The sequence below is a fragment of the Microcella sp. genome (assembly GCF_046296455.1).
Lineage (GTDB): Bacteria > Actinomycetota > Actinomycetes > Actinomycetales > Microbacteriaceae > Microcella.
In genome coordinates this window covers 16,515-30,002 of record NZ_JBKBLF010000014.1, presented here as the reverse complement: position 1 = coordinate 30,002, position 13,488 = coordinate 16,515, and the positions used below count along the sequence as shown (strand labels likewise).

At 70.0% G+C, this 13,488-nt stretch carries 11 protein-coding genes; 10 read left to right on the top strand and 1 reads right to left on the bottom strand.

The genetic code is table 11. From position 1 onward, the window contains the following. Window positions 1-39 precede the first annotated feature (39 nt). The 4 genes from ACK4HH_RS08740 to ACK4HH_RS08725 all read left to right on the top strand — a co-directional run bounded on the left by ACK4HH_RS08740 (window position 40) and on the right by ACK4HH_RS08725 (window position 3,786). A complete protein-coding gene (locus ACK4HH_RS08740; protein ID WP_409650805.1) occupies window positions 40-1,800 on the top strand; it encodes an amidohydrolase in 1,761 nt (586 codons plus the stop codon). Between the two features lie 139 nt (window positions 1,801-1,939). Then, on the top strand, window positions 1,940-3,025 hold the full coding sequence (locus ACK4HH_RS08735) for a hypothetical protein (RefSeq protein ID WP_409650803.1): 1,086 nt from the start codon (window positions 1,940-1,942) through the stop codon (window positions 3,023-3,025). Window positions 3,026-3,102: 77 nt separating this feature from the next. Next, window positions 3,103-3,399 carry a type II toxin-antitoxin system Phd/YefM family antitoxin gene (locus ACK4HH_RS08730; RefSeq protein ID WP_409650801.1) on the top strand — a complete coding sequence of 99 codons (297 nt, stop codon included), beginning with the start codon at window positions 3,103-3,105 and terminating at the stop codon, window positions 3,397-3,399. Next, the gene (locus ACK4HH_RS08725; RefSeq protein WP_409650799.1) at window positions 3,400-3,786 is read left to right on the top strand and encodes a type II toxin-antitoxin system VapC family toxin; all 387 of its coding nucleotides are present in this window, start codon (window positions 3,400-3,402) and stop codon (window positions 3,784-3,786) included. Window positions 3,787-3,838: 52 nt separating this feature from the next. Here ACK4HH_RS08725 and hrpA read toward each other — a convergent pair whose 3' ends face one another. After that, entirely contained in the window at window positions 3,839-7,750 is a 3,912-nt protein-coding gene (gene hrpA / locus ACK4HH_RS08720) for an ATP-dependent RNA helicase HrpA (RefSeq protein WP_409650797.1), read from the bottom strand. A 137-nt stretch (window positions 7,751-7,887) separates the two neighbouring features. Between hrpA and ACK4HH_RS08715 the strand changes: the two genes are divergently transcribed. Genes ACK4HH_RS08715 through ACK4HH_RS08690 form a run of 6 tightly spaced genes read left to right on the top strand, consistent with a single transcriptional unit; the run spans window position 7,888 to window position 13,455 of the window. Continuing rightward, window positions 7,888-8,286, top strand: coding sequence for an ArsR/SmtB family transcription factor (locus ACK4HH_RS08715; RefSeq protein WP_409650795.1), 399 nt, complete (start codon window positions 7,888-7,890; stop codon window positions 8,284-8,286). Between the two features lie 32 nt (window positions 8,287-8,318). Continuing rightward, the gene (locus ACK4HH_RS08710) at window positions 8,319-9,008 is read left to right on the top strand and encodes a GntR family transcriptional regulator (RefSeq protein ID WP_409650793.1); all 690 of its coding nucleotides are present in this window, start codon (window positions 8,319-8,321) and stop codon (window positions 9,006-9,008) included. Next, window positions 9,005-10,516, top strand: a complete 1,512-nt coding sequence (locus ACK4HH_RS08705; protein WP_409650791.1) for an MmgE/PrpD family protein — start codon at window positions 9,005-9,007, stop codon at window positions 10,514-10,516. Before ACK4HH_RS08710 ends, ACK4HH_RS08705 begins: the two co-directional genes overlap by 4 nt. Continuing rightward, window positions 10,516-11,412, top strand: a complete 897-nt coding sequence (gene prpB, locus ACK4HH_RS08700) for a methylisocitrate lyase (RefSeq protein WP_409650789.1) — start codon at window positions 10,516-10,518, stop codon at window positions 11,410-11,412. Before ACK4HH_RS08705 ends, prpB begins: the two co-directional genes overlap by 1 nt. Before the next feature lie 46 nt (window positions 11,413-11,458). Beyond that, window positions 11,459-12,589, top strand: a complete 1,131-nt coding sequence (locus ACK4HH_RS08695; RefSeq protein WP_409650787.1) for a bifunctional 2-methylcitrate synthase/citrate synthase — start codon at window positions 11,459-11,461, stop codon at window positions 12,587-12,589. Window positions 12,590-12,612: 23 nt separating this feature from the next. Beyond that, window positions 12,613-13,455 carry an aldo/keto reductase gene (locus ACK4HH_RS08690; RefSeq protein WP_409650785.1) on the top strand — a complete coding sequence of 281 codons (843 nt, stop codon included), beginning with the start codon at window positions 12,613-12,615 and terminating at the stop codon, window positions 13,453-13,455. Window positions 13,456-13,488 lie beyond the last annotated feature (33 nt).

Below are 13,488 nucleotides of genomic sequence, written 5' to 3'. Positions count from 1 at the left end.
GGCGTTCGCGCCCTTTCCCACCCCCCACCACTGCGGCCCGTGCACCCGGCAGATCTGCTCTTCATCGGAGGAGTGGTCTACCGGGGGCCGGGCCGCAGTGCTGCGCCCGGGGCTGCTGCTCCGGCGCCGCTGCAGGTCGCCGTGGTCGGCGGCCGCATCGCGGCGGTGGATGCCGACCTCAGCGCGTGGCGCGGCCCCGACACAGAGGTGGTCGATCTGGCCGGCGGGATGCTGCACGCGGGTTTCGTCGACGCGCACATCCACCCCATCCAGGGCGGCCTCGAGCGGCTCGGCTGCGACCTGAGCGAGGGCTCCTCGGCCGCAGACTACGCCCGGCTCATCACGGACTACGCGCGACTGAACCCGCCGCGCGGTTGCGACGCCTCGCGCGCCTGGATCACGGGCGGCGGCTGGGCGATGAGCGCCTTCGCTGGCGGCACCCCAAGCGCCGCCGAGCTCGACGCGATCGAGCCCATCCGCCCGGTCTTCCTCTACAACCGCGACCACCACGGCGCGTGGGCCAACTCGGCCGCCCTCGCGCTCGCGGGCATCACCGCCGACACTCCCGACCCGGCCGACGGCCGCATCGAGCGTCTGCCCGACGGCAGCCCGCAGGGCACCCTGCACGAGGGTGCCGCCGCCCTCGTCGCCGCCGTCGCCCCCGCCGCGACACCCGATGACGAGTACGCCGCTCTGCTCGAGGCGCAGCGCTATGCGCACTCGTTCGGCATCACGGCCTGGCACGACGCGATCGTCGGCGACTACTTCGGCGCGTCGGACACGGCGCTCGTCTACCGCCGCGCCCTCGCCGAGGGGCGACTGACGGTCGACGTCGTCGGCGCCCTGTGGTGGGATCGCACTCGCGGGGTCGAGCAAGTGCCCGAGCTCGTCGCGCGCCGCGAGGCGCACGCGGCCGAGCTCGGGCGCGACGCACGGTTCCGGCTCTCGGCCGTCAAAATCATGGCCGACGGGGTGGTCGAGAACGGCACGGCCTCGATGCTTGAGCCGTACCTCGGTCACGACGGCGCGACGCCGAGCGAGCATCCCACCGGCATCGCCTTCGTCGGCGGGCAGGCGCTCACCGACGCGATCGTCGCCCTCGACGCGGCCGGCTTCAGCGCGCACGTGCATGTCATCGGCGACCGCGCGGTGCGCGACGCGCTCGACGCCGTCGAGGCGGCCGCGGCCGCGAGCGACTGGTCAGAACGCCCGCTATCGGATGCCCGCCGCCACCACCTCGCCCACCTGCAGTTCGTGCATCCCGACGATGTGGCCCGATTCGCCGCCCTCGGCGTGACCGCGAACATGCAGGCGCTCTGGGCCTGCAACGAGCCGCAGATGCGCGAGCTCACGGTGCCACTCGTCGGCCCCGAGCGCGCGGCGACGCAGTACCCCTTCGCGAGCATCCTGCGCGCTGGCGGCGCTTCCGGCGCGGCGACGGATGCTCGCCCGCGCCTGTGCGCCGGCAGCGACTGGCCCGTCTCGACCCCCGACCCGTGGCAGGCCATCCACGTCGCAGTCAACCGAACGCTGCCCACCGACGACCCCGAGCATGACCCCGAGCCCCTGCTCGCGCACGAGGCGCTCACCCTCGCCGAGGCGCTCGACGCCTACACCGCGGGCTCGGCGTTCATCAACGGGCGCGGGCCGGGCGACGCCGAGGTCACGGGAGTCATCGAGGTCGGGGCGGTCGCCGACCTGGCCGCGACCGACCGCGACCCGTTCGCGGGGCCGGCGGTGAGCATCCATACCACCCGGAATGTCGGCACCTGGGTGGCGGGCCGCCGGGTGTTCGGCTAGGAGCCGAGTTGCCTGAAGACGACTTCACCGTGATCCGGCCGTGCGCGCCGAGCGGGCTGGTGCGAGAGTCCATTTCGCCCATGTGTCGACAGCACAGTCCCGCCGCTGAGCTTGTCAGCCGCATGGTTGACTCATCGTCATGAACCGCGATCTGTCAGAGGCAGACGACCGGGAGCTTGAACGCCTGGCCTACTCACGGGCAGACACGCCCGAGCGAGTGTCGCTGGCTGACGCTGCGGCCCAGGAGCTCGCGCGTCGTGCCGACGTTGCGGCTGCGGAACGGGCGAGCGCAGAACTCGCCGCTCGCATCGCGAATCCCCCCGAGCAGAACGAACGGGAATCCGCATCCGACGACGCGGAAGATGGCAGAAGGCGGAGGATGCGTGCCGTTGGGGTGGCTGGCGTGATCTCGGCCCTGCTGGCCATCCCGACGGTGGGGTGGGCGCTGGCACTACCCGATCCCGATCCCCTCGCGATCTTCGACGAACCGGAGAGCCAAGAGGATCGCGAGTGGGCAGAGCGTCTCTCGCAGGGCTTTGCGTCGTACATCACGCAAGGCCCGCGGGTTACTCCACTGGGGAACGATCGTTTCGGCATCGTGTATCGGGCGTCAACCGTGCCCGACGGGCGGAGTACCGAGTGGGACCTGTATTGCATCGCTGTCGCCGATCTCCCCGAAGAGTCTGAGGGATGGAGTGCCGGGGGTCTCTGCGTACTGCCATCCGTGTTCGAAGAATCTGGTGTGGTCGCGAGTTCGGGCGGCAACACCGCCGGTCCTGGCCTGTTCGCGTGGGGACCCGCGGGTAGCCCCAGGCTTGAGGACAGTCAGAGCCTGCATGGCAACGAGCAAGCGCCGAGCGTGCTCGATGTCATTGCCTTCGGTGCATACGGGGGATCTCCTGTCGTCGAAGCGTTCGACGACATCGACGAGCCTGATCGACTTCTCATGGGGCCCTCCGCGGTCTACGTGTCACGGGAGGCTGAGGGTAGCGGTGCAGACTTCTCGGCGTTCCTCATCGACAGTATTGAGCTCGACGGCGAGCCAGAGTATTGCCTGAGGGCGCGCCATCCTGAGGTGCCTTCTGCGACGAGTTGTGGCCCTCTGTCGCGCGTCGAACGACGTGGTCTCACCGTGCAACTCCGCACTCCCGAGAGCGTCTGGACCGTGGGTGTCAATACTGACGGCTCGATCAACTCCAGCACCTTCCCGCTCGCGGCTGACTAGCCACGACAGTCCACGATCGTTGCGCCACTGTGTGCCCCTCGAGACGTCCTCCACACTTAAGTGCTACCGTGTAGCACATGGACCGCATCGGGGTGCGCGAGTTGCGGCAGAACGCGAGCAAGTACCTTGACCGCGTGAAGCGGGGCGAATCGATCGAAGTGACCGAGCGCGGGGTGCCGATTGCGATCATCGGGCCCGTGCCGACCGTCAAGAAGTCACGCGTGCAAGAACTGATCGACGACGGGCTCATGACGCGAGGGCGCGGCGATCTCGCAGCGTGGCTCGCCGCGAATCCTCCCGCGCCGGTCAGCCCGGAATACAGCGGCCCCTCGATCGCAGAGATTCTTGATGAGCAGCGCGGGGAACGGCTCTAGGTGCTCTATCTCGACACCTCGGCGGTGGTGAAGTTGCTGCTGCGTGAGAAAGAATCCCTGGCCCTTCGGGCCTTCATCGGCGATCAGGACTGGGCCTCGAGTGCGCTTTTGAGAACCGAGTTGCCGCGCGCCCTCGTTCGAGTCGAGCCTTCCGTTCTGCCGCGGGCGGTCGACGTGCTCGCGCGGGTGAGCCTGCTGGCCATCGACACGCGGGTACTTGACACGGCCGCGCGACTCTCGCCGCCGACACTGCGCAGCCTCGATGCGATTCACCTCGCGAGTGCACTGGAGCTTCGCGACGAGCTGACCGCGTTCGTCGCCTATGACGATCGTCTGCTGGCCGCGGCTTCTGCGCTCGGGATGCCGGTCGCATCGCCAGCCGACTAGTCCGCGGCGCGCGGAGCGTGGCTGCCCTGCCGGGGATGCGCGGCGCTCGGGTTCAGCCGGCGAGCTGCTTGCGGATGCGCTGCACCGAGATCGGGCCCTGCGCGCCGAGCGGCTGCGCGAAGAGCGAGAGACGCAGCTCTTCGAGCATCCAGCGGGCCTCGCGGATGCGGGGCTCGGGGTCAACGCTCAGCGGCAGCGTGCCGCCCGCCGCGGTGTAGAGCTCGACCGACTGCTGCACCTCGAGCATCCAGGCGCGGTCGCGGCCGAGGTTGTCGGCGAGGCGCTCGACGCGGTGGCTGATGCCGCGCAGGTAGACGACGAGGCGGGGGAGGCGGGCGAGGCCCGTGCGTCCGATGAATCCGTCGTGCACGAGGGCGTTGAGCTGCTCGCGCGCGTCGGCGAGCGGCGCCATGAACTGCAGGCTCGAGCTGCGCCCGATGAGCACGTCGACCTCGCGCGCCGCCGCCAGCACGGCCGCCGTCGTCGCCACGATGCCGAACAGGCGGTCGGGCAGGCCGGCGTTGACGCGGTCGCGCAGAGACTCGAACTGCTCGCGAGACCAGGGGAGAGCATCCAGACCATCAGAGAGTTCGGCGTCGATCACGGCCCGCAGCGCATCGTCGATGAGTGCGGCCGTCGAGCGATAGGGCGAGGCGCCGAGGCTGAGCTTCTCGGCGCTCGTCAAGTGTTCTTGGATGTACGCGAGCGGTGACGGAACCCCGAGCTGCACGAGACGGCGAACCCCCGAACGGTGCGCGGCGACCTGGTCGGCGACCGACGTCTGCAGTCGGATCGCCACCGAGCCGCCCTCGTCGACGAGTGCGGGGTAGGCGCGGATCGTGGTGTCGCCGCGGCGCATGTCGAGCTGCCGGGGCAGGGTTCCGCCGGCACCGCCGTCGCCGCCCGACCCCTTGCCGATCGTGTCGTCCCATGCCGTGATGCCGCCGCGCTCGATCGGGCTCTTCGCTGCGGCCGTCGCGACCTTCGCGACCGAGTCGCGCGTGCGTTCGCGCAGCTTCTGCTGCAGGGCCGTGAGGTCGGTGCCGCGCGCGAGCTTGCTGCCGCGCTCGTCGACGACGGCGTAGCCCATGCGCAGGTGCGGGGGCAGGCGGTCGAGGTCGAAGTCGTCGGGGTCGACGGGCGTAAAGGTCTGGCGGCGGATCTCGGTGGCGAGAAACTCGGTGATCGAGAGCTCGCGCAGGTCAGCCTCGGGCGGCACGGCCGCCAAGAGTCGAGCGGCCCAGTCGGCGGCAGGCACGACGTTGCGGCGAATGGCCTTGGGCAGCGTCTTGAGCAGCGCGGTCACGAGCTCGAGCCGCAGGCCCGGAACGAGCCAGTCGAACCCCGCCGTGTCGAGCCGCGGCAGCAGCGGCAGCGGCACGGTGACGGTGACGCCGTCGTCGGCGGCGCCGGGCTCGAAGCGGTATCCGACACTGAGCGTCTGATCGCCGAGCGTGAGCCGCGTCGGGTACGAGCCGTCGTCGGCCGGAAGCTGCTCGGCCTCGACGAGGTCGTCGCGGGTGAGAGTGAGGGCGTCGGGATGCTCTCGCAGAGCATCCCGCCACCAGCGCTCGAAGCGGCGCACGTCGGTGACGTCCGCGGGGATGCGCTGCTCGAAGAACTCGACGATCTTCTCGTCGTCGAGCAGGATGTCGCGGCGGCGGCTGCGCTCTTCGAGCTGCTCGAGCTCGCGTCGCACGCGCGCGTTGTCGCGCAGGAACGCGGTGAGGCGCTTGTCGAGCCGGGAGGTATCCCACTCACCCTCGACGAGCGCGTGGCGGATGAACAGCTCGCGCGCGAGCGCCGGATCGATGCGGCTCAGCTGCGCGCGCCGGCGCGGGATGATCGGCACGCCGAACAGCGTCACCTTCTCGTCGACGACCGCGGCGCCCTGGCGCTTCTCCCACCGCGGCTCGCTGAACGAGCGCTTCGCGAGCTCACCCGCGAGCGGCTCGGCCCACGCCGGGTCGATGACGGCGACCGTGCGCGCGAACAGCCGGCTCGTCTCGACGAGTTCGGCGGCCATGACGGCGTCGGGCTGCTTCTTCGCGAGGCCCGAGCCGGGGTAGAGCACGAAGCGGCGCTGGCGCGCGCCGAGGTAGTCGCGCTTCGCGGTGTCTTTGAGGCCGATGTGGCTGAGCAGGCCGGCGAGGATGGCTTTGTGGATGGCCGTCGCATCGGCTCCTGTTTCTCCATCTGCGGGATGCTTGCCGACGCCTTTCGTCTGCCGTCGAATCTGCCGCTCGACGTCCGCCCACTCGCGAATGCGCAGATAGTTGAGAAACTCGCTGCGTACCTCCTTGCGGAACTGGTTGCCGCTGAGCTCTTTCTGCCGCCGCTGCAGGTGGTTCCAGAGGTTGAGCAGAGTGATGAAGTCGCTCGTCGGGTCGCGGAACCGGTTGTGCAGCTGGTCGGCGCGCTCGCGCTTCTCGACGGGTCGTTCGCGCGGGTCTTGGATGCTCAGCCCCGCGACGATCGCAATGACCTCCCGCGCGACCCCGAGCTTCTGGGCTTCGACGACCATGCGCGCGTAGCGCGGGTCGAGCGGCAGCTGCGCTATCTCGCGGCCGACTCGGGTGATGCGGTGCGCGCCGCGCTGTTCTCCTGCGCCGCCCCCAGCTTTCGACACCGCGCCCAGTTCCAGCAGCAGGTCCAGCCCGTCGGCGATGCCGCGCTTGTCGGGCGGCTGCAAGAAGGGGAACTGCTCGATGTCGCCGAGCCCGAGCGAGATCATCTGCAGAATGACGGCCGCGAGGTTGGTGCGCAGGATCTCGGGGTCGGTGTACTCCGGCCGCTTCGTGTAGTCGAGCTCGCTGTAGAGGCGGATCGCGATGCCGTCGCTCGTGCGCCCCGAGCGGCCCGACCGCTGGTTGGCGCTCGCCTGCGAGATCGGCTCGATCGGCAGCCGCTGCACTTTTGAGCGCGCGCTGTAGCGGCTGATGCGGGCGGTGCCGGTGTCGACGACATAGCGGATGCTCGGCACGGTGAGGCTCGTCTCGGCCACGTTGGTCGCCAGCACGATGCGTCTCCGGATGCCCGCGGGCGCCCGCTCGAACACCCGGTGTTGCTCGGCCGCACTCAGCCGGCCGTACAGCGGAAGCACCTCCGTGCCCGCGCCGCGCGGGCCCTGGCGGGCGAGGTGCCCGGTGAGGGCATCCGCTGCGTCACGAATCTCGTTCTCGCCGCTGAAGAACACCAGCACGTCGCCGTCGCCTTCGCGGCCGAGCTCGTCGACCGCGGCGATGACGCCCTCGATCATGTCGATGGCCTCGCCGGGAGTCGACGGGCCGTCGGCTTCGTCGTCGTCGGGGTCGGTGAGGTTGTCGGTGTCGGCGCCGTCAGGCACCAGCGGCCGGTAGCGGATCTCGACCGGGAACGTTCGCCCGCTCACCTCGATGATCGGCGCGGGGCTCCCGTCGGCCGCCGCGAAGTGCTTCGCGAAGCTCTCGGGGTCGATCGTCGCGGAGGTGATGATGAGTTTCAGCTCGGGGCGGCGGGGGAGCAGCTGCTTGAGGTAGCCGACCAGGAAGTCGATGGTGAGGCTGCGCTCGTGGGCTTCGTCGATGATGATGGCGTCGTAGGCCCGCAGCTCGCGGTCGCCGCGGAGGGCGGCGAGCAGGATGCCGTCGGTCATGAGGGTGACGCGCGTGTCTCGGCCGACCTGGTCGGTGAAGCGCACCTTGTAGCCGACGAGTCCGCCGAGCTCGCTGCCGAGCTCCTCGGCGACGCGCTCGGCGATCGTGCGCGCGGCGATGCGGCGCGGCTGCGTGTGCGCGATGCGCTCACGGCCGAGCTCGAGCAGGATCTTCGGCAGCTGCGTCGTCTTGCCCGACCCGGTCTCACCCGCGACGATGACCACCTGGTGGTCGCGAATCGCCGCGGCGATGTCGTCGCGCCGCTGGCTGACCGGCAGGTCCGGCGGGTAGGTGATTGCGAGGGTCGGGCGATCGGCGGCGGCGGTCATGAGCCCTCCAGTCTAGAACTCCTTCGCCACCCGACGCCCATAGGGGTCACCCTCCCCACCAGATCTTCGCGCAGCGCCTTTCCCCCTTTCTCTTGTGTGAAGCCGGTTTGACGTCAATATGGCTTCACACTCGCGAGATGCATCTTCTGTACCTGCTGGGGCATCCGATTCGGTGGCGCATCGTCGAGATCCTCGCGAGCGGCGAGCACACGGCGGGCGAGGTGTGCGGGGCGATCGTCGACGAGCGCCGTGTCGAGCGCACGGCGGTGTCGTACCACCTCACGGTGCTCGTCGAGGCGGAGGTGATCACGGCGCGGCCGTCGTGGTCGTCGATCGTGTACCGCTTGCATCCGCGACTGATCGGGGCGCTCGCCCTCATCACGCAAGGGCTCATCGAGAAGCGCGACGGCGCCCGGTACGACGACATCGTGCTGCGCGATGATGTGGATGCGATCCACGAGAGCCTGCTGCGGCCGGATGCTCGGCTCGCAGAGTGCTGGTGTATACGAAAGATTAGTGTGGTTCGCAACATCTAGCCTTATTACTGCCTAATGTATACATTGGGAGCGTGAGCAATAGTGCAGCCGATCGCGCGTTCGACGCCCTGCGGGCGGCGATCGTCGAGGGCGAGCTGCCCCCCGGCGCTCCACTGACCGAGGTCGAGCAGGCAACCAGGCTCGGGGTCAGCCGCACTCCCGTGCGCGAAGCCTTCGCGCGGCTCATCGCCGCCGGCCTCGCCACCGAGCGCGGGCCCCGAACGCTCGTCGTGAGCGAGATCGAACCCGACGACGTCACCGCGCTCTTCGAGCTGCGCGTCGCCCTCGACGAGCAGGCCGCCCGCCTCGCCGCCCGCCGGTCGAGCTCCGACCAGAGCAGCGCAGACTTCGCCGAACTCGCCGCCCGCTTCGCTGCCGTCGACGCCGCGACCCTGAGCGCCGACGACCCCCACCGCCACGGCTACTACGCTCTCGTCGCCGAGTTCGACGCCGCCCTCGACGAAAGCCTGAGCAGCAGCCCCTACCTGGCTGCCGCGATCAAGAGCACGCGCGTGCACCTCGCCCGCGTGCGCCGCCTGGCTCGCGACGATGACGACCGTCTCGCCCGTAGCGCCGCCGAGCACGGCGCCATCGCGCGCGCCATCGCCGACGGCGACCCCGAACGCGCGGCCGCCGCCACTCGGCTGCACCTGCACGAAGCCCTCACGAGCATCCACGCCCATCTGCCGCGCAGCGGCGACGACACGAAAGAGCGACCATGACGACCACCCACACCGTGCGCACCTACAAGAGCAGCGAGCCCCTCGCCGCCGCCGACCAGCTCGCCGGCAAGCTCGCCGCGCTCGCCGCCGAGCAAGACCGACCCCTCGACCAGCAGGCCGTCGACATGGTCATCAACCGCATCATCGACAACGCCGCCGTCGCCGTCGCGAGCCTCGATCGTGCGCCCGTGATCAGCGCGCGGGGGCAGGCCGAAGCCCACGCCTACAGCCCCGGCGCGACCGTGTTCGGCACGCCCGCCGACACCCGCTACAGCCCCGAGTGGGCCGCCTGGGCCAACGGCGTCGCCGTGCGCGAGCTCGACTACCACGACACCTTCCTCGCCGCCGACTACTCGCACCCCGGCGACAACATCCCGCCGATCCTCGCCGTCGCCCAGCACACCGGAGCCGACGGAGCACAGCTGCTCAAGGGGCTGCTCACCGGCTACGAGATCCAGATCGACCTCGTGCGCGCCATCTGCCTGCACGAGCACAAGATCGACCACGTCGCACACCTCGGTCCGAGTGCCGCCGCCGGCATCGGCACGCTGCTGCGGCTGCCGACGGAGACGATCTTCCAGGCCATCGGCCAGGCCCTGCACACGACGACCGCCACGCGCCAGTCGCGCAAGGGCGAGATCTCGACCTGGAAGGCGCACGCCCCCGCCTTCGCCGGCAAGTTGGCCGTCGAAGCCGTCGACCGGGCGATGCGCGGCCAGACGAGCCCGAGCCCCATCTACGAGGGGGAGGACGGGTTCATCGCGTGGCTTCTCAGCGGGCCGGATGCTCGCTACGAGGTTCCCCTGCCCGACAGCGGTCAGCCGCTCACGGGCATCCTCGACAGCTACACGAAAGAGCACTCGGCCGAATACCAGGCGCAGGCGTGGATCGACCTCGCGCGCCGCCTCGGCACCGAGCGCCCCGAGCTGCGCGACCCCGCGAACATCGAGAAGATCGTGCTGCACACGAGCCACCACACGCACTACGTCATCGGCTCGGGCGCGAACGACCCGCAGAAGTACGACCCCACCGCGAGCCGCGAGACGCTCGACCACTCGATCCCGTACATCGTCGCCGTCGCCCTGCAAGACGGGCGCTGGCACCACGTCGACTCCTACGCCCCCGAGCGCGCGGGCCGCCCCGACACGGTCGCCCTCTGGCACAAGATCACAACCACCGAAGACGCCGAGTGGACCCGCCGCTACCACTCCCTCGACCTGAGCGAGAAGGCCTTCGGCGGACGCATCGAGATAGAGCTGACCGACGGCACGCGTGTCGTCGACGAGATCGCCGTCGCCGACGCGCACCCGCTGGGCGCGCGGCCCTTCGGTCGCGCCGAGTACGTCGGCAAGTTCCGGATGCTCGCGGAGCGCATCCTGAGCCCCGACGAGATCGACCGCTTCCTCGGGGTCGCCCAGCGCCTGCCCGAGCTCAGCCCCATCGAGCTCGGCGGTCTCACCGTCACGCCCATGACCCCCGTTCCCGCCGCCCCGAAGGGACTCTTCTGATGCTCTCCACCACCACAACGCCGAGCCAGCGCCGCCAGGCGTTCCGCGCGGGGCTCGCCAGCGGGCGCCTGCAGGTGTTCCCGGGCGCGTTCACGCCGCTCAGCATCCGCCTGATCGCCGACAAGGGCTTCGATGGCGCCTACATCTCGGGCGCCGTCATGGCCGCCGAGCTCGGCCTGCCCGACATCGGGCTCACGACGCTCAGCGAAGTCGCGCACCGCGCGCACCAGATCAGCCGCATGAGCGACCTGCCGACGCTCGTCGACGCCGACACCGGCTTCGGCGAGCCCATGAACGTCGCCCGCACGGTGCACGAGCTGGAAGACGCGGGCGTCGCTGGCTTGCACCTCGAAGACCAGGTCAACCCCAAGCGCTGCGGGCACCTCGACGGCAAGGCCGTCGTCGACCTCGACACGGCGGTCAAGCGCATCCGCGCGGCCGTGGATGCGCGCCGCGACCCCGACCTCGTGATCATGGCGCGCACCGACATCCGCGGGGTGGAGGGTCTCGACGCCGCGATCGACCGAGCCAAGGCGCTCGAAGCGGCCGGTGCCGACGCGATCTTCCCCGAGGCGATGGCGACGCTCGCCGAGTTCGAGCAGATGCGCAAGGCCGTGAGCGTGCCGATCCTCGCCAACATGACCGAGTTCGGCAAGAGCGAGCTGTTCACGCACCAGCAGCTCGCCGACGTCGGCGTGAACCTCGTGATCCACCCGGTGTCGCTGCTGCGTGTCGCGTTCGGCGCGATCGAGCGCGCACTCGACACCCTCCAGTCGACGGGAACCCTCGACGGCGAGGTCGCGGGCATGCAGACTCGAGGCAGGCTCTACGAGCTGCTCGACTACGAGGCGTACAACGCCTTCGACGCGGGCATCTTCACCTTTAACGGCCGCTGAACGCGGCCTTGCCCTACACCGGCCGCTGACCCACAAGGAGACCGACATGCTCGACGACATCAAGAAGGGCCTGGCCGGCGTCGTCGTCGACGTCACGGCGATCTCGAAGGTCAACCCCGACACGAACTCGTTGCTGTACCGCGGGTACCCGGTGCAGCAGCTCGCCGAGCGCTGCACGGCCGAAGAGGTCGCCTACCTGCTGTGGCACGGCGAGCTGCCCGACGCGGCCCAGCTCGCCGAGTTCGAGACGCTCGAGCGCTCGCTGCGGCACTTGAACCCCACGGTGAAAGACGCGATGGATGCGCTGCCGCTGAGCGCGCATCCCATGGACGTCGTGCGCACCGCCGTGAGCGTGCTCGGCGCGCTCGACGAGTCGCTCACGACCGACGGCACGTGGATCGACGGCGATCTCACGCTCGAGCGCAGCATCCGGATGTGGGCGCAGCTGCCGGCGATCGTCGCCTACGCCCAGCGGCGGATGCGCGACCAGGAGCTCGTCGAGCCGCGCGACGACCTCGGCTACTCGGCGAACTTCTTGCACATGACGTTCGGCGAGGTGCCCGAGCTCGTCGTCGTCAACGCGTTCGACGTGTCGATGATCCTGTACGCCGAGCACTCGTTCAACGCCTCGACGTTCACCGCGCGCGTCATCGCCTCGACGCTCAGCGACGTCTACTCGGCGGTGACGGGCGCGATCGGCGCGCTCAAGGGCCCCCTGCACGGCGGCGCGAACGAGGCTGTCATGCACACCTTCCGCGAGGTCGGCACGGCCGAGCGCGCCGCCGCGTGGCTCGCCGACGCGCTCGCCGCGAAGCGCAAGATCATGGGCTTCGGCCACCGGGTCTACAAGAACGGCGACTCGCGCGTGCCCACCATGAAGGCCGCGCTCGAGACCCTCGTCGCGCACTACGAGCGGCCCGAGGTGCTCGACCTCTACGACGCCCTCGAGAAGGCCATGGACGAGGCGAAGGGCATTAAGCCCAATCTCGACTACCCCTCGGGGCCGGCCTACGACCTCATGGGCTTCGACACCGAGCTCTTCACGCCGCTCTTCATCGCCGCGCGCGTCACCGGGTGGACGGCGCACGTGCGCGAGCAGCTCGCCGCGAACGCGCTCATCCGCCCTCTGAGCCTGTACAACGGGCCCGACGAGCGTTCGGTGCCCAGCACCGTCTGAGGGGGATGGGGGAGACTAGGGGGATGACTCACGCGATCCCGACCCCGCACATCACGCTCAACGACGGCCACCGCATCCCGCAGTTCGGGCTCGGCGTGTGGCAGATCGACGACGCCGGAGCAGAGCGCGTCGTCGGCGAGGCGCTTGAGGTCGGCTACCGCCACATCGACACGGCCCGGGTCTACAAGAACGAGACGGGCGTCGGCAAGGCGATCGCGGCATCCGGAATTCCGCGCGACGAGCTCTTCATCACGACCAAGCTGTGGAACAGCGACCAGGGTCGCGACACCGTGCGCGCGGCGGCCGAGGCGAGCCTCGAACGGCTCGGGCTCGAGCAGGTCGACCTTTACCTCATCCACTGGCCGTCGCCGAAGTACGGCAAGCACGTCGAGTCATGGGAGGCCATGATCGAGGTGCGCGACGCCGGGCTCGCCCGCTCGATCGGCGTCTCGAACTTCATGCAGACCCACCTCGACGACCTCGCGGCCGCGACCGAGGTCGTGCCCGCGGTCAACCAGGTCGAGTTGCACCCCGCCTTCCAGCAGCGCGACCTGCGAGCGTTCCACGAGGAGCGGGGCATCCGCACCGAGTCGTGGAGCCCCCTCGGCAGCGCCCAGTACGACCTCGCCGAGCTGCCCGGCTTCGCTGCCATCGCCGCGCGCCACGGCAAGACCGTGCAGCAGATCGCGATCCGCTGGCACCTGCAGGAGGGTCTCATCGTCTTCCCGAAGACCGTTCGCCGCGAGCGCATGATCGAGAACGCCGCGGTCTTCGACTTCGAGCTCTCGGCCGACGACATCGCGACGATCGCGGCCTGCGACCGCGACCAGCGCGTCGGCGCGCACCCCCTCAACACCGACTTCTGAGGTCGGGGGCCTCCGTGGGCGCCGTCGCGGTGC